Origin of the sequence: Bacillus sp. FSL W8-0770, from assembly GCF_038008705.1 — a bacterium.
Classification (GTDB): domain Bacteria; phylum Bacillota; class Bacilli; order Bacillales; family Bacillaceae_G; genus Bacillus_A; species Bacillus_A cereus.
On the sequence record NZ_JBBOZR010000001.1, the window covers coordinates 179,870 to 205,009 of the forward strand.

The following is a 25,140-nucleotide window of genomic DNA, read 5'->3' on the forward strand; positions in this document are numbered from 1 at the left end:
GTGTGTATAGGAAAGGGTGAATTGAAAAAGTGAATGAAGTTAATCACGAAATATATAAACCTGTAAAGGCAAACAGGTTGTGGATGATTCTTGTATTAGGGACACTTACGGCAATTGGGCCATTATCTATTGATATGTATTTGCCTTCATTACCGAAGTTAACGGATGACTTGCAAACAGGTGCATCCCTAGCGCAGCTTACATTAACAGCTTGTTTACTTGGGCTTTCAGTAGGGCAATTATTTGTTGGCTCAATTAGTGATATTTACGGAAGACGCAAACCACTTATTATTGCTCTTATTATTTATGTTGCTTCTTCTTTACTTTGTGCTGTTGCGCCATCTATTTGGACATTAGTATTATTGCGCTTCCTACAAGGAGCTTCAGGATCAGCCGGGATTGTTATATCACGTGCGATGGTAAGAGATATGTACTCAGGTTCTGAAATGACGAAGTTTTTCTCACTGCTTATGTTAGTAAACGGAGCAGCACCTATTTTGGCACCGATTATTGGGGGGCAATTGTTACAGTTTACAACGTGGCGCGGTGTTTTCATCGTTCTTGGAGCAATTAGCGTATTCATGTTAATCTCAGCTACTTTTGTATTACGTGAAACATTACCTCCTGAAGAAAGAGAAACGGGTGGTTTGTCAGGGACTTTGGCGACGTACGGAAAATTGTTAAAGGACCGTCTGTTTATGGGATATGCATTGTCACAAGGATTAGTAACAGCGGCAATGTTTGCATACATTTCGGGCTCACCATTTGTGTTGCAGAACATATACGGAGCATCACCACAGCAATTTAGTTTATTCTTTGCGATTAACGGCATCGGTATTATTATTGCTAGTCAGGTAACGGGTCGTTTAGCGGGGAAAGTGAATGAGAAGACATTATTTGTTGCGGGTATTATTATCGCAGCTGTTGGTGGTCTATCTTTACTACTGACAATCGTACTAGGAATAGGTTTAATTGGTGTTTTATGTTCGTTATTCCTTGTTGTATCAAGTGTCGGGGTTGTATCAACAACTGGGTTCTCATTAGCGATGAGAAATCAGAAACAAGCTGCAGGAACAGCATCAGCTTTATTAGGTTTATTACAGTTTATTTCAGGAGCTCTTGTTGCTCCGCTAGTAGGTATCGGTGGAAGTAATACAGCATTACCGATGGGTATTGTTATTGCGCTTTGTGAAGTAGGAGCAGTGTTATGTTATCTATTTATGGCCAGAAGAAGTGAGAAACAGTTTGAACTGCAACAAAAACAAAATCTAGAGGCTTAACAAAAAAGAACTGATTCAAAGGGAATGTTTGAATCAGTTCTTTTTTCATTTCTTTGAAATACCTCATACAGTTTTGTAAGGTGATGTAGTAAAGCATTGCAAAAATTATTTGTATAAAGTGACGATACTGTGACAAACATGTTGGTATATATATTACGGTGTCGTCTTAAGTGTAAAAAGTAGGATGTTCTCGGTATAATAACAAGTGGAGATAAAAGAAACTATAATGAGTAATAGTTGTAGATAAAAGGAGAAGAAGAGATGAAGAAGGTTTTGGGTATTGCCGTAATGGGAGGAATGCTCCTTCTAGCAGGATGTAATGGAAATAAAGATACGAAAGAACCGAAAGAAAAGGTAGAGCAATCTACAGAACAAACAGAAGAGATGAAAGAATACCGTGCAGTACATGAAAAATACGATATGAAAATGAATAAAGAAATTAATAAAGCACTGCAGTTATTTGAAGTAGCAAAAGAAAAGGGCGGTAAGGAAATAACGACTGCTACATATAAAGAAGATGTGCAAAAGGTAACAACGAGCATGTTAGAAGATATTGATCATATACGTAAAGAAATTCGTGTGCCGAAGTCGAAAGAGCAAGAACATGAAGTATATGTTGGTTTCTTGAATGAATCGGAGCAAGCAATGAAAAAATTACAGAAGTTAGCTAAAGAAGAAGATTCATCGTTGATTCGTGATATAGAAATTAATTTTGCAACAGCATCAACATACTATAAACGTTTTCAAGCAGAAATGAAAAAATAACCTTGCCTGTGCAAGGTTATTTTTTCTTCTTACTACCGCCTACTTCTTTATTTTATTTCTCTTTTGTATTCTTTTTTCGTTCCATCAGAGAAGACAACTTCTAAATCAAATTTTTGATAGTCTTTATCAAGTTTGAACACGTTCACTACTTGATCGATTACTTCTTGGTCAGCAGTATTTTTATCAAATTTTAATTCTTGTAAGAGTGGGCTTAATTTTGTGATAGCCTCGTCTCCTGTTAATTTTACATCTGCTTTATGATCTTCAATTTTTGCTTCCATTTTCTTATCAGCTGCTACATTTTTATAGTCTGCTTCGTAGTCTTTCTTTGTATCTTGGTAGTCTGCCTTTAAATCGAATTCATTGAAGTTTAGTTTTAAATCTGCAGGAGCCTCATTTTTTGCTTCTTCAGTCGTCTTTTTATTAGAAGTTGTGTCTTCTTTTGCAGGAGCTTTACATCCTGTTAATGCAGGTACTAGCATAAGAGCTAATAAAACTGATAGTAGAATTCTCATTATAAATTCCTCCTTATGTAAATTCGTTCTATACAAGTTTTTCCCAAAAACATGTAATTATGTATGTGTTGAAAATAAATTATTATTCTGTAGTTGCAAGGGCTAATCCGCAATTTAAATCAAAAAAGATTTGTATGTATATGGTAAATTGAAGTTGTGAGGAGGGGCTAAAATGCATGAAGAATATAAAGAGATAATAAAAAAATCAATTGAATATATAGAGAATCACTTACATGAGGAGCTTACAACAGAAAGAGTGGCATCTCACAGTGCAGTATCGATGTACCATTTTCATCGCATCTTTCAAAGATATGTTGGGATGAGTGTAACAGATTATATTCGAAAGAGAAGGTTAACTCATGCTGCGCAAGTTTTAGTGTCAACGGAGAGAGCTGTTATTGATATTGCAGTGCAATACGGTTTTTCCTCACAAGAGGCATTTACGAGAGCTTTTAAAAGAATGTTTCAATTGCCACCAAAGAAATATCGAAAGTACTTTCAGTCATTTTATATAGAAAGAGAGGGTGTTTCAATGCAAAAAGGTATACCGAAAGGATGGATCTTAAGTGGAAGTCATCCTGCTGAATATGAGATGGGTTTAGATTATGAAGTTGTCCATCAGGGGAAAGTATCTGCATACATAAAAGCAAAAGAGAATGTTACGCACGGAGGATTTTCAACATTAATGCAAATGTTCCGAGCGGATAAATATGTAGGAAAGAGATTACGTTTTACAGCATTTATTAAGAGTGAAAATGTAAGAGATTGGGCAGGATTGTGGATGCGAGTAGATGGAAAAGATACAGAACCGCTCGCTATGGATAATATGCAAAATCGCCCCATTAAAAATACGAATAACTGGCAATCGTACTCGGTTGTATTAGATATAAAAGAAGAAGCACTTGGTATTGCATTTGGTGTTTTATTATCAGGAGAAGGTTGTGTGTGGCTAGATAGTATTCGATTTGATGAAGTAGATGAAAAAATTCCTTCAACAGATTTGGCAGAGAACTTTTATGAAACACTTTTAGAAGAGCCAGTGAATCTACAATTTGAAGAAGTAGAAAAATAAAAAACAAGGAGAAAAGATATGCTCAAATATGTAAAACTAATAAGTATTAGTTTAGTAATATCGTCTTGTATTATGGGAATTAATTATTTAGTTAGCTATCTTTGGTCAGGGCATATACCTTCTTTGACGTGGAGAACATATTTGATGTTTGTGTTTATATTTATGATGAGTTTTGGTTCAATGCAAAAAGAAGGAAAAGAGGATTATTGACAATAGTCTTCTTCGCCTTTCTTTCATTAACACAAATGGTTGTAACTGTTTTTGGAGATGCAGGTATGATTTTCAATATCATCTCACTATCGTTACAACTTGTAAGTTTGGGTGTAATTGTACCACATGAAATGCTTTCTAAAACATATCAAACAATCGGTGAATTATTTCCTGCAATATATGCAGGAAATGGCTATTATACAATAATATTTGGAGGAGTTAGTTTAGAAAGAAATATTATTTCATTATTAGTTATTGTATTGGTTATACAATTAGTAGCAGGTATGATTTTAGCTATAAAAGGAATGGCAAAGGGAAGAGGAAGCTCTGTAGTTAAAGTTGTATAAAAGTAAAAAGGTATCCTTCATGGGATACCTTTTACTTTTGTTACTTTGCAACTTCTGTCCACTTGTAGTTAAACTCACCACCGAAGTCAGTTGTTACAAGTCCTTTAATGAAAGAGCGTTGTAAGTAAGAACGACCTTGTTGGTATAAAGGAGCGACAGCGCCGTCTTGTAATAGAATTTTTTCAGCTTGCTTCATTGCTTCAAAGCGTGCTTTTTCATCGCCAGCTAAATCTGTTTTCACTTTATGAATTAGCTCATCGTACTCTTTGTTAGAGTATTTATCGAAGTTATAAGCACTATCTGTTGTAAATAGATCTAAGAATGTAATTGGATCAGCGAAGTCAGGGCCCCAGCCGTCAATACCAATTTCATAGTCACCACTTAATAGTAGTTTTAGCTGTTGTTTACGTGGTTGTGGTTTTAAATTCACTGTTAATCCGTCTAAGTTCTTTTCTAATTCACCTTTTAAATATTCACCAGTCTTTTTAGCTAAAGCATTGTCACTTGTTAATAGTTCGATTGTTACTTTGTCAGTACCAAGTTCTTGTTTTGCTTTTTTCCAGTTTTCTTTCGCTGTTTTCACATCATCCTTGACTAGATTTCCATTTTCTTTACGGAAGTCGTTGCCTTCCGGGCTCTTTGCGAATTTCGCAGGAACCATTCCTTCAGCTGGAACAGCGCCGTTATTTAAGATTGTTTCTACGTAAGCTTTTTTATTCATTGCGCCGTTAATAGCAAGGCGTGCATGTTGATTTTTTAATGTTTCATTTTTCTGATTTAGTCGTAAGAATTGAATGCTGACTTCAGCGCGTTCTTTGAAGTTTGGATCGCTCTTATATTTATCAACAAACTCTGCAGTTAAAGCAACACGATCAATTTGTCCTGAATCATATAAGTTCACTTCTGTAGACTTATCTTTAACGACATTGAAGTTGATTTCTTCTAGTTTTACCGTTTTAGCATCCCAATAGTTAAGGTTTTTCTTCAATTGGAAGCTTTGTTCATGTTTCCAGTTCTCTAATGTGAAAGCACCGTTGTAAATTAAATGATTTGTTTCTAAACCATATTTATCGCCTTGAGACTTTAAGTACTCTTCATTAATTGGTAAGAATGTTGAGAATGTCGTTAAGCTTAAGAAGTAGGGAACAGGACGGTCTAGTTGTACTTCTAACGTGTTGTCATCAACAGCTTTGACCCCTAGTTGATCAATTGGCAATTGTTTTTGGTTTATTTGTTTCGCATTCTTTATATCGAAGAATAAGAATGCGTATTCAGCTGCTGTATCAGGATTTACGGCACGTTGCCAAGCGAAGGCAAAGTCCTTTGCTGTAACAGGAGTACCGTTTGACCATTTTGAATCACGCAGATGGAATGTATATTTTGTTTTATCGGGACTAATGTCAACCGACTCAGCGACACCAGGAACCGGTTTATTATCTTCTCCCATTGCATATAACCCTTCAAAAACATTGCGCATTACGTTCATGGATTCCCCATCCGTTGCTTTTGCAACATCCATTGTTGGAATTTCTGAAGCGAATGATAAGTTAATTGCCTGTTTATCAGGTGCTTTATCGTTTGCTTTCGCTCCGCTTGCATTATCTTTATTTCCCCCGCAAGCAGTTAGTAATAGACTTGCCCCTAAAACAGATGCAACAACAGGTATAACTTTTTTCTTCATTGTTCGTTCCTCCCTAAATGTGTTGTTCGTAACGTCATAATGTCCATGTCTGAAGTAGCTATAGAAGGAGATAAAACCTATTATAAATATTTGTTTATAGGTAATCAGGTGTTCTATATGTATATACATGTTGATCTATAATCTATCGTTATATGTTTCAACGTAGTAGACATTATATTTTGATGGTGAAATATTTCGTTTCTTTGATTATTTAGAATATTAACACTGGAAAGAACTATATGTCAATAATAAAAATAGATTGTTAATTTCTTAGAATAATATATTGAAAAAGCGGATTCTCATGTGTGAGAGAACCTATTTTTAATATATTTTGCTAAAAAAACAATTGGTGTGGGCTAATAATAAGTGGGGATGAAGAAACCCCCACTTATTAAAGTTTCACTTTATTTTTCAATTTTTGCCCACTTGAAGTTTAATTGCCCTGCAAAGTCTACTTGCACAACTCCTTTCACATAAGAACGTTCTAAATAAGATTCGCCTTTTTGGTAAAGAGGAGCGATAACAGAGTCTTTAAATAATATTTTCTCGGATGCTAGTAATGCTTCCCAGCGAGCTTTTTCATCACCAGCTAAAGTTGTTTTCACTTTTGCTATTGTTTCATCGAATTCCTTATTAGAGTAATGATCTAAGTTATAAGGGTTATTCGTTGTAAATAGCTCAAGGAATGTAATTGGATCCGCAAAGTCAGGGCTCCAGCCATCAATTCCGATTTCGTAGTCACCTTTTAATAAAAGCGAAACTTGTTGCTTACGCGGTTGCGGTTTTATATTTACTGTTAATCCATCTAGATTCTTTTCTAGTTGTCCTTTTAAGAATTCACCAGTTTTCTTATCAAGGTCAGCATCACTCGTTAATAATTCTAATGTTATCTTTTCAGAACCAAGCTCTTGTTTAGCTTTTTTCCATAACTCTTGTGCAGATTTTGTATCAACTTTTGTTAAATCGCCATTTGCAGTACGGAAGTCTTTTCCTTCAGGTCCTTTTGCAAAGTTTTTTGGAACGAGACCAAATGTTGGTGTAGATCCATCATTTAATAACGTATTTACAAAGGATTTTCTATCAATTGTTTGATCAATTGCTTGGCGTGCAGAAACGTTTTGAAGCACTTTGTTTTGTTGATTCATACGTAAAAATTGTACGCCTACGTTTGGACGTTCTTTAAAGTTAGCATCCTTTTTATATTTATCGACGAAGTCAGATGTTAGTTTTATACGATCTAATTGTTTTGACTCGAATAAATTTACTTCTGTTGATTTTTCTTTTACGACGTTAAAATTGATTTCTTCTAGTTTGACAGTATCTTTATCCCAATAGGTAGGGTTTTTCTTGAATTTAAAGCTTTGTTCGTGCTTCCAATCGCTTAGTGTAAAAGCTCCGTTGTACAAGATTGTATTATCTTCTAAAGCATACTTATCACCTTGTGCTTTAAAGAATTCCTCGTTAATTGGTAGAAATGTTGGGAACGCTGTTAAGCTAATAAAATACGGAACAGGACGCTCCAATTCTACCTCAAACGTATGGTCATCAACTGCTTTTACACCAAGTTGGTCGGCTGGAAGTTCTTTGTTGTTAATTCTTGTTGCGTTTTTAATATCAAAGAATAGAAATGCATATTCAGAGGCTGTTGCTGGATCTACGGCTCTTTGCCAAGCGAACACAAAATCTTTAGCTGTAACAGGAGTGCCGTTTGACCATTTTGAATCTCGTAAATGGAATGTGTATTTCGTTTTATCGCCACTTACTTCATGAGATTTTGCAACACCAGGAACAGGTTTGTTACCTTCACCAAGATTATACAAACCTTCAAATACGTTTCTCATTACTTGACCAGAATCAGTATCTGTAGCACGAGCCGTATCCATTGTTCGTATTTCAGTAGGTGAAGATAAGTTTAAAACCTGTTTACTAGGTGCCTCGTCTTTTGCATTTGCTCCGCTTGCTTCGTTTTTATAACTACCGCAACCAGTTAATAAAATACTTACTCCTACAACTGATGCAATACCGGGTACAAACTTCTTTTTCATTTGATTTTCCTCCTAAATAATTAAGTTTGGATGATGATGAGGGAAATGAAAAATAAAAAATCCCTCTTTTCATATTGAGAAAGAGGGATTTTTACGTACAAGTTATGCACCCGTATATAAACGAAGTCCCTCATTCTATCTTTCAAGCATAAAGCTTGCAGGAAGTGGCACAGTATTCAAAATGAACCTGTTGCCGAGGTTTCAAAGGGCCAGTCCCTCCACCTCTCTTGATACAATGAGTAAACGAATAAATTTTATTAATTTTTGTGTTTCTTTGATAATTCAAAATCTTACACCTTGAATAATGAAGTGTCAACTAAATGAAATATAGTTTAAATTTTCAGTTTTCTTAAACGGAAAAACCACTGCATAGGGCAGTGGTTTTTCTACTAGAAGTTAAAGTTATCTGGATCTGGACCAACGCGACGATCTTCATTTAAAGCTTGAATTGCTTTCATATCATCAGCACCTAATTCAAAGTCGAAGATGTTTGCATTTTCAATAATGCGATGTTCTTTAATTGATTTGGGAATTGTTACAACTTCGTTTTGTAAATCCCAGCGTAAAATAATTTGCGCAGTTGATTTATTATATTTTGTCGCAATTTCTTGTAACGTTGGATTATCTAGTAGTTGTCCTTGCATTAATGGTGACCAAGCTTCAAGCTGAATATTATGTTCTTTACAGAATGCATGTAACTCTTCTTGTGCTAAACGTGGGTGGTATTCCACTTGGTTGACCATTGGCTTAATTTCAGCAATTTCAAATACGTCTTGTAAGTGGTGAATGTGGAAATTACTCACACCGATAGCGCGAACACGGCCATCTTTATAAAGTTTTTCTAATGCTTTCCATGATTCGGTATATTTCCCTTTTACAGGCCAATGTACTAAATATAAATCTAAATATTCTAGACCTAATTTCTCTAATGTAGTTTCAAATGCTTGAAGTGTTGTTTCATATCCTTGATCGCTATTCCATACTTTTGAGGTAATAAATAATTCTTCGCGTGAAACACCGGATTCACGAATCGCTTGTCCAACGCCTTCTTCATTTTGATAGATTGCTGCAGTATCGATGCTGCGGTAGCCATTTTTAATTGCTGCTTTTACAGAATCAATTACTTCTGAACCATCTTCTACTTTAAAAACACCTAAACCAAACCAAGGCATTTTTACACCGTTATGTAATGTTGTATAGTCTTTTAAACTTGTTAAAATCATATTATTTCCCCTTAGCTTTTTTGTTTGTTGCTTCTACTGCTTTTTGAATTGCCTCTGAAAAATTATATTCGTATAAAGTTTTGAGACCCTCAGCTGTGGAACCACCTGGCGTTGTTACTTGTTCGCGGAGGTTAGCTGGATTTTGCGTTTGTTCGAGCATAGAAGCAGAGCCAGAAATCATTTGAATGACAAGATGTTTTGCGGTTTCTTCATCGACTCCATAACTTTTTGTTGTTTCAATTAAGCTTTCAGCAAAGTAATAAAGGAAGGCTGGTGCACTTCCAGTAACTGCAGTAAGCTGATGAACTTCTTCCTCAGTACAAAGTTGCGAAGTACCAATACCTTTTAAAAGCAGTTGCAGGGTTTCTTGATGCATCTCATTTACTGATTGTCCCATTGTATATAAGGAGATAGATTTTCCAATTTCAGCAGCTGTATTAGGCATAATCCAAGCAACAGGCGTGCCCTTTGGGAGTCTAGCTTCTAAATAAGATGGTCCAATGCCGGCTGCGACTGTTACGACTAGTTGATTTGATATTAACGGAGATAGCTCAGCTAATAACTCTTCATGAGCAGAAGGTGGCATTGCTAAAACAACCGTATCAACAGATGTAACATGCTGTTTCCAATCTGTTGCAGTAGACACATTATATCGATGTTGTAACTGTTTTAGCTTTTCTACGTTGCTTCGATTAGAGACGATAATTTCTTCGATGTACTCTTTGCTTGTTTTAAGTAATCCGGAAAATATAGCTTCTGCCATACGACCGGCACCAATAAATAAAATTCGATGTTTAGTTAGCATATTCTTTATTCCTTTCTAGTAGAGATATGTTATAAAAACGATATCATCTTTAAGAGAATGTTGTAAAAAGAAAAGACTTACCGTAGATGGAATGGATAATGAGAAGGCGGAAATTCATGCTAATATTAACTGTTATTAATCTCTTTATATGTGTAGCTGGTTTGCTAGAGTGGAAGAGCAATTATAGGGGGCAAGAACATACAAATAATTATATCTAGAAAATAATTAGAATTGAAAAACCCCTGAAGCATATATGCTTCAGGGGTTTACTAATAGAATATAAGATTATGCTTTTGTCATACCAAGTAATACAGCGCCGCCGATAATTAAAACACTACCTAGTGCAATAAAGATCAATTGACGTTTTGTTTTCTTTTCACCTAAGAAGACAATCGCACCAAATGTTGAGATAACGATTCCAGTTTGAGATAATGGGAAGCTTGTTGCTACTCCAACACGTGGTAATGAAAGAAGTAAGAATAAGTTTCCAGTTCCCCATAGTAAACCAGACAAAGCATTACGGATTGCATATTTGTTAAATGGTTTATGTTTAGACGTCAGTACAACCGCACCAACAAACATACCAACTGCTTGTGGTAAAATAGCAGACCAACCATCAATATTATACCAACGAATAATAATTACATATACAAGATAGCCGAAAGTAGAAACAATTAAAGTAAGAAGTCCTTTTTTTAATTGTCCAGGTGGCTGAGCATTTTCTTTATCATCTAATGATGTGAATACAACACCAACTACAATTAATAGGATTGCAATCGTTCCCAGAATGATCGTTGTAGTAGTAGTCCACTCACGGAAAGCGATAACCCCAAAGATAGAAGTTGCAACAAGTTGCATACCAGTAGAAATCGTTACAGTAGTTGAAACACCTAGTTTTTCAACTGTTTTTAATTGGTTTACTTGTCCTAAAGCCCAGAATAAACCTGAAATAAAACCAACAATTAAGATTGTCATTGTTAAAGCTGGTTGAGTAAATACATACATAATTGTTGCGAAGAATAGAGCACCGATTGTCATACCTACCGTTTGGCTATATGCACCACCGCCCATTTTTACGCTTACTAATAAGATGTTTCCCCATGCAATTGCAGGAAGAAGCGCTAATAAAATGTCCATTACAAGACTCCCTTCGGTTTGCTATACCAATATAGTTACATATCGTTCTAACGATCGGTAATGCCCCACTAATAGAGTAGAAGATTACCGATCGCTAAAACAGGATGAAGAATTCACAATATAAATGCGTTTTCATTTCTTCATTTTTTGAAACACCTCCATATAATAACAGGAAATTGCCTATTTTAGAAAGTGAATTCAAATAAAATGTATATTTAAATAAGAGGTAAAATTCAGTTATTTCCCATTGGTATATTTTATTTCCTAAGAAATAAAGAAGCAGCTTCGACAAAAGCTGCTTTAAGAGTTAGTGATTCTTTTATTAATAAGTTGAATACATAGTAGAAATACGAGTGACATACCGATAGTAATAACTACAAGTGTCCAGGCGAGTTGCATATTACTTGCATCAATAGCCATGTAAATTGCAGTTGGGATTGTCTGTGTTTTACCAGGAATGTTCCCGGCAAACATGAGTGTAGCACCAAACTCACCGAGCGCGCGGACAAAGCTCAAAATCATCCCGCTTAGTAAGGCAGGAAATGCGAGTGGAAGTGTAACGTGCAGAAAAACTTGATATTCACTTGCGCCAAGGTCACGAGCACTTTCTTCAATTTGTACATTTGCGATAGAAAATCCCGTTTTCGCTGATTGGTACATAAGCGGAAATGCAACAACTGTAGAAGCGATAATCGCAGCAGTAGATGTGAACATAATAGACTGCTGAAATAATGATTCAACCCACTTTCCGATCGGGCTGTTGTTTCCAAAGATGATAATGAGAAAGAAGCCGATAACAGTTGGTGGAAGTACCATTGGTAATAAAAATATGGTTTCTAATAGTACTTTATATCGCCATGAGGAGCGAGCTAGTGCTCGCCCGACAATTGTCCCTAAAATTGTAACGAGAATAGTGGCGCACGCAGCTACTCTTAAAGATAGAAAGACAGGCGATAAAATAGCATCAATGCTCATAGTAATTACGACAGAACTGTAAATCCATATTTCTTAAAGATAGATTGTGCATCTTTTGACTGCAAATACTCATAAAATGAAGTCGCCTCTTTCTTATGTTTAGATTCCTTTATAACACCTAAAGGATAGTGGATTGGCTCATGAGAAGTAGCTGCTGCTGTCTCACCAATCTTTACTTTATCCGAAATGAGAGCATCTGTTTTGTATACGATGCCAGCATCGACATTCCCTGTTTCTACATATGTTAACACTTGGCGAACATCTTTTGTAAATACGACTTTATTTTGAACATCATTCCAAAGGTTTTCGTGTGTTAGAGAAGCCTTTGCATATTTGCCAGCAGGTACAGATTCAGGTGTACCAAGTGCAATTTTTTTGATTTTCTCATCTTTTAAATTTTGAAATTTTGTAAGTGAACTATCTTTAGGGATGACTAGAACTAGTTCATTTCCAAGAAGATTTTTCCCTTCTTTTTCACTAATGAATCCTTTTTTTACAAGGGTTTGGAATTTATCTTCTGCTGCAGAGAAGAATAAATCAGCAGGTGCACCTTGTTCAATTTGTTGTTGAAGTGCTCCAGAAGCACCGAAGTTAAAAGAAAGTTTGATATTTGGCTCTTTTTCTTTATATTGTTTTTCGATTTCTTTTAATGCATCTTGTAAGCTTGCAGCAGCTGAGATAGTCAGTTCAACTGTTTTATCCTCTTTAGCAGCTGACTTTGTATGCTTTTCCCCACTTGTACAAGCAGCACTAAATATAAGAAGGAAAGAAAGTATAAGTGCCCCGATGGAACGTAATGTAAATTTATTCATAAAAAAATCCCCTTTCGTTTTGATACATCTAATTATAACTAATTATATCTAAATATAACTAGTTATAATTGAATGTAATTTGAACATATATCTATTTTTAAAAAATAGGAGAAATATTCTTTTCTTTGTTACAATGAAAGGAGAAAGTGAGGAATCGTCTATGGATCATCATTCCTACACAACGGAAGAAGTAGCAAAGCGATTAAAAGTATCAAAATTAACTGTATACGACTTAATTAAAAAAGGAGAACTTCCTTCTTATAGAGTTGGTAGACAGATGCGCATTGATGCAACAGATTTAGATCAATATATAAAACAAATGAAAACAGGAAAGGTACAAGTTACTCCTGTAAAAAACGATGGTAGTAGTATCTTGAACACGTGTATTATTAGTGGTCAAGAACTAACGTTAGATATGTTAGCTAAACGTATAGAAAATCGTTTGCCAAGTTCTAATGTTTTAAGGGCGTATCAAGGTAGCTTAACGAGTTTAGTGAAAATGTATCAAGGAGAAGGAAGTATCGTTAGTTTGCATTTGTTTGATGGTGAAACTGGTACATATAATGTTCCTTACGTAAAACGCATTTTAGTAGGACAGCCATGCATTATGATTAATTTATTGTCCAGAAATGTAGGATTTTATGTCCGAAAAGGAAATCCGAAGAGAATAAAGGCATGGGCTGACATATCCGGGTCCACTATAAAGTTTGTGAATCGAGAAAAGGGTTCTGGTATTAGAGTGTTAGTCGATGAACAATTACGAATCCAAAAATTAAATAAAGCTGATATTAGTGGATATGAATGGGAAGAATCGAATCATCTTGGTGTTGCCACGCAAGTTGCAAATGGAAAAGCTGATGTAGGAGTAGGTTCAGAAAAGTTTTCGCAAATTGTAAATGTGGACTTTATTCCAATCATGAAAGAACAGTATGATTTAGTAATTTTGAAGAATAAAGAAAATGAAGAGTTGATTGAAGTTGTGAAAGACATTCTGCAATCGGAAGAATTTCATAATGAATTAAATGCGATTGGCGGATATGATATTACGAAAACAGGTCAAATTGTATATGAAACAAACTAAAAAGCTGCTTGTCTATAAGACGAGCAGCTTTTTCTATATATAAAGGGGGTTGGGGAAACAAAGTGTTAAACAAGACCTTGAGCAAGTGTATAAATGAAAGCCGTAAGAAGAGTGGCTCCACTTGCAAGTCCGATAAAGTCTGATTTGTTGAAAGTAATGTTGTTCATTATAAACTCTCCTTATTTGTTTAATGTAGTTGCAACAGCTTTTGCATCGACAAGTGCGGATAGCACCATGCCCATTGTATTTAAAAGTTTATTTGATTTCATATTGTTCATCATGCGTATCCGCTCCTTTTCGAATTGTTGTTGCCCTGCTTATGTCTTAATTATAGGAAATATGTCTACTTGCAACTATCGAATTAGCTTACGAAAGACTTACACTTTTGTAAGAAAAAAAGACATTCGTGTAAGAATGTCTTTCATAGCATATTGATATGATGATGTTCTTCAATTGTTTTTAAAAAACTACGCATTGAATTCGTCATATAGCTATCTTTACGGCGTATGAAAACCGTTGAAATACTGCCGTATTTTTCAGGGATTGCATGACAATGTACCTTACCTGCTTTAGAAAGATGATGGACAGCAGACTGTGGTACGAGTGTAATTCCGAGGCCGAGTGCAACGCTGTTTAATATTGTCTCTAATATATTGAATTCCATAATTTTTTTTGGTAGCAAACCTTCATCTTTAAGCCAACGTTCTAGTTTGGAGCGGTATCCACATCCTTGGTTAAAAACGAGTAGAGGAGTTGTTGTAAATTCTTCTATATGAAAGGCTTTATTTTGTGTTATAAGCATTAATTTCTCTGTACTAACATCGTATTGTTCGATTAGTGGATGTTTAATAGGACCTGATATAAAGGCGCCATCCAATTGATGATCTAGTACTTCTCTAATTAATTCTTCTGTTAGACCCGCTTGTAATGATAAATCGACATTCGGATAGCTTTTATAGTAAGAAGATAAAATGGTAGGCAGTGTACTTACTGTTTCGACTGTACCGATTTTTAATATACCGGAGGGTGTTTCGCTATCTAAAAATACTTGTTTTAGTTCGTCGACATCTTGCAAAATTTTACTAACATAAACGAGCATTTTTCTTCCTTCAGCTGTTAAAGTCATTCCTCGTTTATGGCGGTAAAAGAGTGGGGTTTTTAATTCGTTTTCTAGTTGTTTAATACGTGCAGTTACATTTGATTGTACATAATTTAATTCCTTTGCTGCGCTACTTACACTACCCTGATCGGCAACGCTTTTAAAGATTTGTAAGTCTCGTAATTCCATTTTGTAATCCCCCTTGATGTTAACTATCATTATAAATGATAGTTAACATCATTTTGAATCATTTTACGTGATATATTTTTTCTTTTACAATTCTCTTTGTGCAAATAGAAAGAAACGGGGGATTGCGGTGAGAAGAGGTCAAATGATAATAGGGGCTTTAGCGTGTTTAATTGCGAGTATGTCATGGGGAGCGATGTTTCCAGTTGCTGATCATGCGCTAGAATACATAGATCCATTTTATTTTTCGCTTATTCGCTATGGAGCAGTGGCGATAATGCTGATTGTATTGTTGTTAATGAAAGAAGGAAAACAGGCATTTCGTTTAGAGGGAAGAGGAAAGTTACTCGTCTTTTTTGGAACGATGGCATTTACAGTATATAATGTCCTCATATTTTTAGGGCAAATGTTGATGGGTAAGTCGGGTGTAATGGTAGCTTCCATTATGGAATCACTTATGCCGATGATTTCTATTTGTATTTTATGGGGATATAAGCATATAAAACCGAAGAAGTATATGATAACGAGTATGGTTATTGCTTTTGTAGGAGCTGTGTTTGTTATTACAAAAGGTGACATGAGTTTCTTTGTAACATTGAAAGATAATATGTTCTCATTAGCATTTATATTTATTGGTGTTGTAGGCTGGGTTATTTATACGATGGGTGGTCAAACGTGTAGTGATTGGTCAACATTACGTTATTCTACGTTGACGTGTGTATTCGGTACGACTGTTACAGGAATTATAACGGTAATTATTACGTCGCTTGGATATGTTTCAGTTCCTAGTATGGGAACGATTTCTATTGTGAAGTATGATTTGTTATTTATGATGACATTGCCAGGTATAGTAGCGCTACTTGCTTGGAACTACGGTGTGAAAATTTTATCATCCATTAATGGGATTTTATTTATTAATTTTGTACCAATTACGACTTTAGTTATTATGATGATGCAAGGGTATCAGATCACAATGTTTGATATTATAGGGACTGTACTTGTTATTACAGCGCTTATTGGCAATAACGTTTGCCAGAGAAAAGAAGAAAATATAAATAAGAGAGTTTTACAAGAAGAACAATTACGTCAAGCTGTTTAATAGGCAAATGGAGGATTTTACATGTTAGAAAGTTTATTGTTTTTCTTCGCCGTCGGAGTTGCCTGTGAGCTTGCAGCAATTAATCGAAATGGTCGTAAAAAGATAAAACAACAAGCTGAGCTGATACAGCTTTTAAAAGAATTGAAAGAAAGAAAAAATTAAAAAGACGACCGGGCATAGACGGTCGTCTTTTTCTATATAAAGGGGAAAGGGGACACAAAGTTATACAAGCGTAGCAGCGTAAATAAAAGCAGTAAGAAGAAGAGAGCCGCTAGCTAATCCTAAAAAATCTAATTTGTTAAAAGTAATGTTATTCATAATACATTCTCCTTACTTGTTTAATGCAGAAGCAACAGCTTTTGCATCGAAAAGAGCCGATAATACCATGCCCATTGTATTTAAGAAATTGTTCGTTTTCATTTTGTTCATCATATCAATCGACTCCTTTTCGAATAGTTGTTGCCCTGTTTCTGACTTAATTGTATGAAATATAGTGAGAAGTAACTATCGAATTAGCTTACAAGAAAATTACACTTTTGTAAGAATTGAAATTTAACAATTCATACTTATTTTTATTACCAACTCCTAAAACTTAGTGTTATAATTGTTGTAAGAATATGATTATACTTCGGATGTTTAGAAAGGAACGAAATAAATGTATAAACCAATTACATTTTTGTTGAAATATATATTTAAAACAGCTGGGAAAGTAGAAGTGCAAGGAAGAGAAAAGCTACCAGAAGGTGGTCCGTATGTTGTTGCGTGTACACATACAAGTTTTATGGATGTATTAATGTTAGCTACAGGGATGTACCCAACTCAAATTCATTACATGGCAAAAAAAGAATTATTTGAAGGGAAATTCAAAAATTGGTTCTTTAAAAATGTAAATGCATTCCCTGTAGATCGCGCGAATCCGGGACCGAGTACACTTAAAATTCCATCACGTTTATTAAAAGAAGGAAAGGTAGTAGGGATTTTTCCAAGTGGAACGAGATCAGCGGAAGATGTTTCATTAAAAGCGGGTGCTGTGACAATTGCGATGCGTTCTAATGTTCCGTTAGTACCAGCAGCTTATGTTGGTCCATCAAGTGTAAAAGAATTAATAAAGGGGAAAAAGGCACAATTGATTTTTGGAGATCCAATTCAAATTGAGGGTGGAGAACAAATAGATCGAAAAACCGCTATGAAAATGATGACAGATCAATTAAATGAGAAGTTTGAGGAGTTAAAAGAAGCTTTGCAATCAAATCAAAAATAAGAAAAGACGACCGGGCATAGACGGTCGTCTTTTCTATTACTATTTATAATAAAGGGGAAAGGGGACACAAAGTTATACAAGCGTAGCGGTGTAAATAAAAGCAGTAAGAAGAAGCGAGCCACTAGCTAGTCCTAAAAAATCTAATTTGTTAAAAGTGATGTTATTCATAATATATTCTCCTTACTTGTTTAATGTAGAAGCAACAGCTTTTGCGTCGATAAGGGCGGAAAATACCATGCCCATTGTATGTAAGAAATTGTTCGTTTTCATTTTGTTCATCATATTAATCCGCTCCTTTTCGAATAGTTGTTACCTTGTCTCTGACTTAATTGTATGAAATGTTGCGGAAATTCACTATCGAATTAGCTTACAGAAAAATTACACTTTTGTAAGAGAAACGAATGAAGGTGTAATGATAAGAAGATTTGACATATGTTCATGAGATTCATTAACTTAAAGGTAGAGGTGAGTGTATGGCTAATATTAAAGATATTGCAAAGATGGCGGGAGTTTCAGTTACGACTGTTTCGAGAGTGTTGAATGATCACCCATATGTAAGTGAAGAAAAAAGGAAAGCGGTTATAGAGATAGTTGAGAAATTGAATTACTCGCAAAATGCAAATGCTGTTCATTTATCAAAAGGAAAAACGAATATTGTTGGTGTGATTTTACCGTATATTAATCATCCGTGTTTTGATGCGATGGTGAGCGGAATGATGGAGACTGCGTTAGCGCATAATTACAGGGTGCTACTTTGCCAAACGAATTATAATAAAAAAGAAGAAATGAAAAGTTTACATATGTTAAAAACAAAACAATTGGATGGTCTTATTATTTGTTCACGTGCAAATGATTGGGAAACGATAGAACCGTATGCTTCTTACGGCGCAATAATTGCTTGTGAAGACAATGATATTTCAAACATCTCAAGTGTATATACGAATCATTCAGCGGCCTTTCAATTAGGAATGGATTATTTGATTGAGAAAGGTTATAAAAAAATTGGCTATTGTACGGGAAGAAAATTAGGGCCGAGTAGTCAAAAGCGTTTTGATGTTTATAAACAGCAATTGCAATCTATAGATGAAGAGGTTAACGAAGAATGGATTTTTACAGAATGTTTTACACTAGAAGATGGTGTAAAAGTGGCTCATAAGTTAAAAGAGATGCAGGATCTTCCTGGAGCATTAATAGTAGCAGGTGATGAAGTTGCGATTGGGGTTATGACAGAGGTTGAAAAATTAGGGATTCAAGTTCCTGAGGATTTAGCGATTATTGGCTTTGATAATCAACCTATCTCGCAAGTGTTACAATTGACAACTATTGATCAAAATTTAAAGGAGATAGGGAAAACTGCTTTTGAAATGTTGCATAGAAAAGTGAATGACGAGAGTTCTAAACAAGAAAAGCTGGAAATTCCATACGAACTTGTGGAACGCTCTACAGTTTAATCTTAATCCGTTATGTGTATAATCGCATAACGGATTATTTTTTTGAAATATCTTTGACAGGAAACGCGTTTCATACTTTATAAAGGAGTTAAACCGGTCTGTAATATCCATGGATTCTTTTCAAGTGTTAAAGCAGTGAATAGAATTTGGAGGAATATGCATGAATGAACTTTTATCGAGTATGAAAAAGTATGTAGATGATGATGAAAAGATTTTGGTTTTTGTGGTAGGGATCTTTGAGAAGGATAATTTCATGTTATGTTATCAACATGGAATTTTTGTTGCCACTACTAGACGCCTCCTGTTTTACGGGAAATTTCCTTACTATCCTTCAACATTTAAAGAGTACTCATATTTGCATATAGATAGCATAGATTTTCATCCGTACTTTGAGTTTACTTGTAATCATGAAACCATTCGCGCTAAGTATATTCAGAAAGGGAATGTGGAGCAATTTGTCCGTGCAGTTAGAGCAAATATGAATAATTAATCAACCCTCTGTTTAAACATAATATTTCAATTTTTAAGAGGGAAAATGCGGAATAAAAACCACTTCTAAACCTCTAGGAGATAGTGATACAATGTCAAATGGGGGGAGGGTATGAACTATGGTTAATCAACGTATAAAGGAAATAACACTAATTACAATTGGTTCATTATTATTCGCAATTGGTATTAATTACTTTGCAATTCCAAACCGTTTATCGGAAGGTGGAATTATTGGTTTAACGGTTGTTACGTACTACTTATTTGATTGGTCACCAGGGATTGTGAATTTTGCTATAAATGCAATTTTACTAGCTATTGGTTATAAATTTTTTGATAAGAAAACAATGATTTATACAATTTTAGGGATTGTAGAAACATCTTTGTTTTTATACGTTACAGAACATATTGAGTATCATGTAAATAGTGATACATTATTAGCAGCTTTATTTGCTGGTTTATTTGTGGGTATTGGATTAGGCTGTATGTTCAAAGCCGGAGGTACATCGGGAGGGTCAGCAATCTTAGCTCGGTTAGCAAATCAATATTTAGGTTGGAGCGTAGGTAAAGGCGTACTAATTATTGATATTGTTGTAATTGCTGGTTCTGTATTTATAATAGGGCAAGAAAAGGCAATGTATACACTTGTAGCTGTGTTCATCGGAGCGAAGGTGATTGATTTCATTGTAGAAGGAATGGATACAAAAACGGCTGTTACGATTATTTCGAATCAACCAGATTTAATTCGTGAAGCTATTACGAAAAATATGACACGCGGTGTTACTGTATTAGAAGGGCGCGGCGGATATACTGGTAAAAATAAAGAAGTTTTATATGTTGTTATTAATAAACAAGAGCTTGTTAAGTTAAAACAAGTTATTAGCCGGGTAGATGAAGATGCTTTCGTTGTTATACATGATGTACGTGATGTACTTGGCGGTGGCTTTAAAGCAAGCTAAAAGGTGAACGAGTAAATTCGTTCACCTTTTTTAATTCTTACAAAAATGTAAGTGTAATGTAATGAGATTCAATAGTAGATTTTATTCCCCCTTTTTAAAATGGATGTATATATATCCTGCAGAGGAGGAATGTTTATTATGAAGAAAAAAATGATCACTACTATAATAGCGATGATAGTGATAGTAGTAATGTTACTGCCTACGAAACTTGGACCGGTTATCGATAAATATAATCCATTTTATAAGACGAAAGAATACTATACGGTTGTGAATACAATTGGTCAGCATATTGGTGATGAGTGGTATGAATATGAATTTATTGCATTCGATGAACGTGGTAGAGAGCAGAAAATAAAGAAAACGGTTAAGCATATGTTAAAGAGAGATGAAGCATTAAAGGTTTTTGCAAAAGGACGTTACGGTGAATCGATTGAAGAGATTGAGGTTGCAAATATTCCTATAAATGCGAAGAGTAAACTTTTAACGATGAGATAGTAAAATATACCCCCAGCTATTTTTTGTCGAAAATAAAAATACCAGGTAAGGGTATTTTAGGAGTTAATAAAAAAGCCTTAGTCCATATAGACTAAGGCTTTTTTATTATATAAAGGGGAAGGGGGTACATTGTAGTAGCGTGGTTGAAAGGTATAAGAAGAGTAGCTACTAGCAATGCAATTTGGTTATTTGAGTGTTCTTCTTATTTGGCTTACTTTCTAACTTTATTGTACGAAATATAAGTAAGGGAAACTATCGAATTACATTACACATAACTTACAAACATGTAAGTCTTCTGTAATGTAATTCGATAGTTAAAAGATAGTAATTTTCATATAGTGTAACTAGAAAGTCTTAATGTATTACTTTCTGTTTGTAATGAAGAATGAAAAACCAACTAATTTTTAATAATCCTCATCTGAATAAAGATGAGGATCCTTTTTTAAACCTTACAACATTGTAAGGTTTACGTAAGTTAATTCGATAGTAAATTTGTCATATTTTTTGCATAATAGATACAGATAGAAAAATAATTAGGGATCTAGTAAGAAGGGAGAAAAATGGGATGCGTAAAGAAGAAGTAGTGAAGTTACCAATTAAAGATTTCTGTAGCTACTTTACTGTTGCCGTAGTGTGTATTGGATTATTTGATATCATAACAAACTTAATTGTTAAATAATATAGATGCTAAAACAAGAAAGGAAGTCCTTTCTTGTTTTTTTTTATGGGGGCATAAAGATGAAATGGATTGATAGTCATATACATGTTGATCAATATAAGGATGAAGAGAAGAACAGATTACTGAAAGAGGTGGAAAATAGTAATGAAATAAAGGGGCTTATTGCTGTATCTATGAATTATCAATCTTGTAAGGAAACGTTATCTTTAGCGAAGAAGTATCCCTTTATATATCCAGCGATAGGGTTTCATCCAGAGCAACAGATTCATAAAGAAGAGTGTGAACAGATTTATAAACTTATTGAACAGAACGCAGAGGAAATTGTTGCGATTGGTGAAGTAGGTTTGCCCTATTATTTGAGGAAAGAAGATGAAAGCATTGCTGTAGATCCATACATAGCTGTATTGAAAAAATTTATAGAACTAGCTAGTAAGTATAATTTGCCGATTATATTACACGCAGTTTATGAAGATGCTGACACTGTATGTGATTTGCTAGAGAAATATAAAGTTTCACGTGCACATTTCCATTGGTTTAAAGGAAGTGATGAAACAATGAAACGGATGATGAAGAATGGTTATTATATTTCGATTACACCGGATGTTTTACATAAGGAGAAGATTAGAAAAATTGTTTCGTATTATCCGCTTGAATATATGATGGTAGAAACAGATGGACCGTGGGAATTTCAAGACGATGTTATGACGCACCCGAGAATGATTCGAGATGTATTAAAGGAAATTAGTTCTATACAAAACATATCCATTGATAAGGTCGCAAAAACAATATATGAAAATACAAGTCGATTTTATTTGAAAGGATAGGAGAATTATAGTTTTAATCATATAACGGAAAAAGTGAAAATTGAATGTATTTAATAAAATGCCACGGTTTGATATATGACAAAAAACCACCAAGCGTTCCGCTCGGTGGTTTTGTATTAGGATTCTAATTTCTTCGCACGTTTTAATAATAAAAGAAAGACAATGATAACGAACCCCAGTATAAGGAAGAAGCCATATTGCTTTATATAATCAATTATGTCATTCGCACTGGTTGGTTTTTCAACGTGAATGCCGTCTTTATTCGTCGTAATATGAATATCTTTCATTTTTACTTCATTCTTTTCCTTTTGTAAATCAATCCATTCTATATTTGGAATACTTTCTAGAGCTTTTAACACTTCTTGTAATGGTTTCACACCTAAGTAAGGATGATAAAATGCCCCAATAATCCCATCGGATAATTTAGAAACAGATAGAGCACGTTCTTTCATTTTAGCAATAGTTTGTGGCGTATCTTCTTCAATAAATCCGACTGTTTCAGGCAATAGTTTCATTCCATGTAAAAATGAAGGAGTACTTGTATAATATGGTGAGTGCATGGATTTCCAAGTTGTATCATTTAACTGTAGTTGTCCTACATAAGTTGAAAAGTACCTTGATAATATTTCATACCCCTTCTGAGACATCGTGTAATGGGGTGCTTCAAATGCGACGGGATATAGTTTAGCATCTACAAGTTCTTGAATGCCTTTTTCAATATGCTCAGTTGTATATTTTTCTTCAAATTCTTCCCCTTTTTTTACGTATGCATTATATGCTTCTATATTAGGGAAGGCATCTTTTGTTTTTGGTTTTTCATGTTTCGGTTGGCGAATTGGTTGATCTGTCTTTACGTCCCAAAATTCAAAACCTTCCCCAGTTTCACTATCATAAAATTGGTGTGTATAACCATGCATAATAATTGCTGCACCATCATCTTGCATAGAGCGTAAAAGATCAACTAGTTCTGGTTTATCTTTTAAATGTATTATCTTTCCTGTATCTGGATCTTTATATACCGGAATAACAGTAATCATGTAAGGCATCTTTTTCTCTTTTAGTAATTTAGCAATTTCTTTCAATTGATTTATATCTGCTGCTGGGTGAACATCCTCAAGACGTAAATAAGCTTCAACTTTATTTTTCGTTGGTTTTTGGCTGAAATAAGAAAATAACATTTCACCGACGTAATGAGACATCCAATCAAAGAGGTTAGGTGTTGCAACATAATAAGATATTTCATGCTGAACGATTAGTGGGTTAGTGTTATTTGAGCTTAAAGCGTTAGCAAGCACAGTTCCATTCGTATCAAATGATTGAATTAATCGTTCCTCTTCTAAGGTATTTTTTAGCTTCTTTTCTGGATATTCAATTTTATTAACTCGTATATCGTCACTCTTCAATGTAATGAAAGAAAAACGCTTAGATAATTGTTCAACATTTTGTCCTAATACTAATACAGGGCCGGAGAAGTTTTCTAGAAATTGTTTCGTTTCATCAGAAAACGCTTCTTTTGTTTGACCGATATAAACAATATGTGTATAGGAGGATACGTTATTAATTGAAGTTGCTTCTTTTAAGTTTTTTACGGTTATATCATTTGTAAAATGTCCTAATTGAGTATTAAGGATTTGAACATTATTTGAAACTTTATCGTCTTGTGTACTATACAAAACAAGTACTTTTGGTTTTGATGATGTTTGTGCAGAGGTGTAGGTAGGGATGAGTAGTAAAATGCTGAACAAGAGTGTTAGGCATTTTTTCATTTTGTACGCTCCTATTCTATATATAGAGTTCAGTTTACAATTATATACAATAAATGCGTTATAGTCTATGAAAGTTACATTTTTGCACGTATTTACCAGCTGTTTTTTCACAAAATCGGTCTAAAGCATGATGATAATACGTATAGTTATTTGCTATGATAAAAGAGTAATAGAATGTAGGTAATTGTAAAGGGAAGGCTGAAAGGGGACAAATTTCAGCGGAGAAAGAGGTAGAGGTAGTGAAGAAATTCTTTGTAGGATTTTTAGTTGTTCTTGGAGTATATTTATATTTCCAAGGAAAGTCTGAAGGAATGGATAAGCTAGTGAATGGAACAAGCTATGTTGATTCAGAAGAAGCAAAACAGATGAAACAAATCATTATAGAGGAAGCGAAGAAAGTAAATCTTCCGGAATGGATACCTCTTGCAATTGCCGAGCATGAAAGTCGATTAAATCCAAGAAGTGTTGGAGATAATGGAACTTCATTTGGATTGTTTCAACTACACCGCGGCGGCGGGCTTGCACCAGAACATTTAACTGATGATGAGCTGAAAGATCCACGTACAAATGCGCAAATTGCAATGCCGCATTTAATGAAAGGATATAAGCGTGGGGTGCAAAAAGGTTTGACTGATTTTGCATTACTGAAATATATAGCGAATACATCTGGATGGCCAGGGAATTTAGGGCCAGAGTGGACGGATAATAACATGAAGTATAACATCGGACTAGAAGATGTGTACTATCGAAATAAAGGTGTAATAAAGTGAAACTTTAATCAGTGGGGGAGTCTGTTCATCCCCCGCTGATTATTAGTCTTCACCAATCGGGCTTTTACGAGCAGTTAATCTTCCGCCTAAATTCTAGCGTTTTCCGGATTTTGAGGT

28 protein-coding genes and 1 riboswitch are annotated in these 25,140 nt (G+C 34.7%); of the genes, 15 read left to right on the top strand and 13 right to left on the bottom strand.

Annotated elements, in window-relative coordinates; translation table 11 throughout:
- Positions 1-20: 20 nt before the first annotated feature.
- Positions 21-1,280, top strand: coding sequence for a multidrug effflux MFS transporter (locus NST27_RS01040; RefSeq protein WP_223153447.1), 1,260 nt, complete (start codon positions 21-23; stop codon positions 1,278-1,280).
- A 261-nt stretch (positions 1,281-1,541) separates the two neighbouring features.
- On the top strand, positions 1,542-2,045 hold the full coding sequence (locus NST27_RS01045) for a hypothetical protein (protein ID WP_000756516.1): 504 nt from the start codon (positions 1,542-1,544) through the stop codon (positions 2,043-2,045).
- Between the two features lie 47 nt (positions 2,046-2,092).
- Here the strand turns inward: NST27_RS01045 and NST27_RS01050 are convergent, their stop codons facing one another.
- The gene (locus NST27_RS01050; protein ID WP_001221553.1) at positions 2,093-2,560 is read right to left on the bottom strand and encodes a YusW family protein; all 468 of its coding nucleotides are present in this window, start codon (positions 2,558-2,560) and stop codon (positions 2,093-2,095) included.
- A gap of 172 nt (positions 2,561-2,732) precedes the next feature.
- Here NST27_RS01050 and NST27_RS01055 point away from each other — a divergent pair, with 172 nt between their 5' ends.
- Genes NST27_RS01055 through NST27_RS01065 form a run of 3 tightly spaced genes read left to right on the top strand, consistent with a single transcriptional unit; the run spans position 2,733 to position 4,189 of the window.
- Positions 2,733-3,632 (top strand): helix-turn-helix transcriptional regulator, encoded by a 900-nt coding sequence (locus tag NST27_RS01055; RefSeq protein ID WP_000544203.1) that lies wholly within the window; start codon positions 2,733-2,735, stop codon positions 3,630-3,632.
- 18 nt (positions 3,633-3,650) lie between these two features.
- The gene (locus NST27_RS01060) at positions 3,651-3,842 is read left to right on the top strand and encodes a hypothetical protein (RefSeq protein WP_000922547.1); all 192 of its coding nucleotides are present in this window, start codon (positions 3,651-3,653) and stop codon (positions 3,840-3,842) included.
- Positions 3,839-4,189: a hypothetical protein gene (locus NST27_RS01065; protein ID WP_000156941.1), complete on the top strand. Its 351-nt coding sequence runs from the start codon at positions 3,839-3,841 to the stop codon at positions 4,187-4,189. Before NST27_RS01060 ends, NST27_RS01065 begins: the two co-directional genes overlap by 4 nt.
- 40 nt (positions 4,190-4,229) lie before the next feature.
- Here NST27_RS01065 and NST27_RS01070 read toward each other — a convergent pair whose 3' ends face one another.
- The 7 genes from NST27_RS01070 to modA all read right to left on the bottom strand — a co-directional run bounded on the left by NST27_RS01070 (position 4,230) and on the right by modA (position 12,867).
- Entirely contained in the window at positions 4,230-5,870 is a 1,641-nt protein-coding gene (locus NST27_RS01070; protein ID WP_000730944.1) for a peptide ABC transporter substrate-binding protein, read from the bottom strand.
- 404 nt (positions 5,871-6,274) lie between these two features.
- A complete protein-coding gene (locus NST27_RS01075) occupies positions 6,275-7,915 on the bottom strand; it encodes a peptide ABC transporter substrate-binding protein (protein ID WP_000726484.1) in 1,641 nt (546 codons plus the stop codon).
- 132 nt (positions 7,916-8,047) lie between these two features.
- Positions 8,048-8,152: riboswitch (SAM riboswitch) on the bottom strand.
- Between the two features lie 152 nt (positions 8,153-8,304).
- Positions 8,305-9,138 (bottom strand): aldo/keto reductase, encoded by an 834-nt coding sequence (locus NST27_RS01080; protein WP_000604195.1) that lies wholly within the window; start codon positions 9,136-9,138, stop codon positions 8,305-8,307.
- Between the two features lies 1 nt (position 9,139).
- Positions 9,140-9,943 (bottom strand): pyrroline-5-carboxylate reductase, encoded by an 804-nt coding sequence (gene proC, locus NST27_RS01085; RefSeq protein WP_000956277.1) that lies wholly within the window; start codon positions 9,941-9,943, stop codon positions 9,140-9,142.
- 285 nt (positions 9,944-10,228) lie between these two features.
- Positions 10,229-11,080, bottom strand: coding sequence for a GRP family sugar transporter (locus NST27_RS01090; RefSeq protein WP_000353544.1), 852 nt, complete (start codon positions 11,078-11,080; stop codon positions 10,229-10,231).
- Positions 11,081-11,380: 300 nt separating this feature from the next.
- A complete protein-coding gene (gene modB / locus NST27_RS01095) occupies positions 11,381-12,055 on the bottom strand; it encodes a molybdate ABC transporter permease subunit (protein ID WP_000020526.1) in 675 nt (224 codons plus the stop codon).
- A gap of 5 nt (positions 12,056-12,060) precedes the next feature.
- Positions 12,061-12,867, bottom strand: coding sequence for a molybdate ABC transporter substrate-binding protein (modA, locus tag NST27_RS01100; RefSeq protein WP_001032230.1), 807 nt, complete (start codon positions 12,865-12,867; stop codon positions 12,061-12,063).
- Positions 12,868-13,027: 160 nt separating this feature from the next.
- On the opposite strand from modA, the gene NST27_RS01105 reads away from it, so the two are divergent.
- Complete coding sequence (locus tag NST27_RS01105) at positions 13,028-13,948, top strand: substrate-binding domain-containing protein (protein ID WP_001987638.1); 921 nt, start codon at positions 13,028-13,030, stop codon at positions 13,946-13,948.
- A gap of 65 nt (positions 13,949-14,013) precedes the next feature.
- On the opposite strand, the gene NST27_RS01110 is transcribed toward NST27_RS01105, so the two are convergent.
- Together NST27_RS01110 and NST27_RS01115 are read right to left on the bottom strand one after the other, a co-directional pair.
- On the bottom strand, positions 14,014-14,115 hold the full coding sequence (locus tag NST27_RS01110) for a DUF3948 family protein (RefSeq protein ID WP_001060018.1): 102 nt from the start codon (positions 14,113-14,115) through the stop codon (positions 14,014-14,016).
- Between the two features lie 254 nt (positions 14,116-14,369).
- On the bottom strand, positions 14,370-15,236 hold the full coding sequence (locus NST27_RS01115) for a LysR family transcriptional regulator (RefSeq protein ID WP_061661951.1): 867 nt from the start codon (positions 15,234-15,236) through the stop codon (positions 14,370-14,372).
- 127 nt (positions 15,237-15,363) lie between these two features.
- Between NST27_RS01115 and NST27_RS01120 the strand changes: the two genes are divergently transcribed.
- Both NST27_RS01120 and NST27_RS01125 read left to right on the top strand, forming a co-directional pair.
- Positions 15,364-16,332 (top strand): DMT family transporter, encoded by a 969-nt coding sequence (locus tag NST27_RS01120; RefSeq protein WP_047385509.1) that lies wholly within the window; start codon positions 15,364-15,366, stop codon positions 16,330-16,332.
- 21 nt (positions 16,333-16,353) lie between these two features.
- Positions 16,354-16,494: a YrzO family protein gene (locus tag NST27_RS01125; protein WP_000894065.1), complete on the top strand. Its 141-nt coding sequence runs from the start codon at positions 16,354-16,356 to the stop codon at positions 16,492-16,494.
- Positions 16,495-16,554: 60 nt separating this feature from the next.
- Here the strand turns inward: NST27_RS01125 and NST27_RS01130 are convergent, their stop codons facing one another.
- A complete protein-coding gene (locus NST27_RS01130; RefSeq protein ID WP_001060007.1) occupies positions 16,555-16,650 on the bottom strand; it encodes a DUF3948 family protein in 96 nt (31 codons plus the stop codon).
- A gap of 337 nt (positions 16,651-16,987) precedes the next feature.
- Here NST27_RS01130 and NST27_RS01135 point away from each other — a divergent pair, with 337 nt between their 5' ends.
- Positions 16,988-17,593, top strand: coding sequence for a lysophospholipid acyltransferase family protein (locus NST27_RS01135; protein ID WP_000277779.1), 606 nt, complete (start codon positions 16,988-16,990; stop codon positions 17,591-17,593).
- Between the two features lie 72 nt (positions 17,594-17,665).
- On the opposite strand, the gene NST27_RS01140 is transcribed toward NST27_RS01135, so the two are convergent.
- Positions 17,666-17,761, bottom strand: a complete 96-nt coding sequence (locus NST27_RS01140; RefSeq protein ID WP_001060008.1) for a DUF3948 family protein — start codon at positions 17,759-17,761, stop codon at positions 17,666-17,668.
- A gap of 305 nt (positions 17,762-18,066) precedes the next feature.
- Here NST27_RS01140 and NST27_RS01145 point away from each other — a divergent pair, with 305 nt between their 5' ends.
- From NST27_RS01145 to NST27_RS01165, 5 genes are all read left to right on the top strand, one after another.
- Positions 18,067-19,044 carry a LacI family DNA-binding transcriptional regulator gene (locus NST27_RS01145; protein ID WP_001273906.1) on the top strand — a complete coding sequence of 326 codons (978 nt, stop codon included), beginning with the start codon at positions 18,067-18,069 and terminating at the stop codon, positions 19,042-19,044.
- A gap of 160 nt (positions 19,045-19,204) precedes the next feature.
- Positions 19,205-19,534, top strand: coding sequence for a PH domain-containing protein (locus tag NST27_RS01150; RefSeq protein ID WP_001004250.1), 330 nt, complete (start codon positions 19,205-19,207; stop codon positions 19,532-19,534).
- A gap of 118 nt (positions 19,535-19,652) precedes the next feature.
- Positions 19,653-20,489: a YitT family protein gene (locus NST27_RS01155; protein WP_000248040.1), complete on the top strand. Its 837-nt coding sequence runs from the start codon at positions 19,653-19,655 to the stop codon at positions 20,487-20,489.
- 138 nt (positions 20,490-20,627) lie between these two features.
- Positions 20,628-20,984: a YxeA family protein gene (locus NST27_RS01160; RefSeq protein WP_000728422.1), complete on the top strand. Its 357-nt coding sequence runs from the start codon at positions 20,628-20,630 to the stop codon at positions 20,982-20,984.
- Between the two features lie 738 nt (positions 20,985-21,722).
- The gene (locus NST27_RS01165) at positions 21,723-22,487 is read left to right on the top strand and encodes a TatD family hydrolase (RefSeq protein ID WP_000871063.1); all 765 of its coding nucleotides are present in this window, start codon (positions 21,723-21,725) and stop codon (positions 22,485-22,487) included.
- A gap of 116 nt (positions 22,488-22,603) precedes the next feature.
- Here NST27_RS01165 and NST27_RS01170 read toward each other — a convergent pair whose 3' ends face one another.
- Positions 22,604-24,253, bottom strand: a complete 1,650-nt coding sequence (locus tag NST27_RS01170) for a DUF2334 domain-containing protein (RefSeq protein WP_047385513.1) — start codon at positions 24,251-24,253, stop codon at positions 22,604-22,606.
- 239 nt (positions 24,254-24,492) lie between these two features.
- Here NST27_RS01170 and NST27_RS01175 point away from each other — a divergent pair, with 239 nt between their 5' ends.
- Positions 24,493-25,023, top strand: a complete 531-nt coding sequence (locus NST27_RS01175) for a transglycosylase SLT domain-containing protein (RefSeq protein WP_000713248.1) — start codon at positions 24,493-24,495, stop codon at positions 25,021-25,023.
- Positions 25,024-25,140 lie beyond the last annotated feature (117 nt).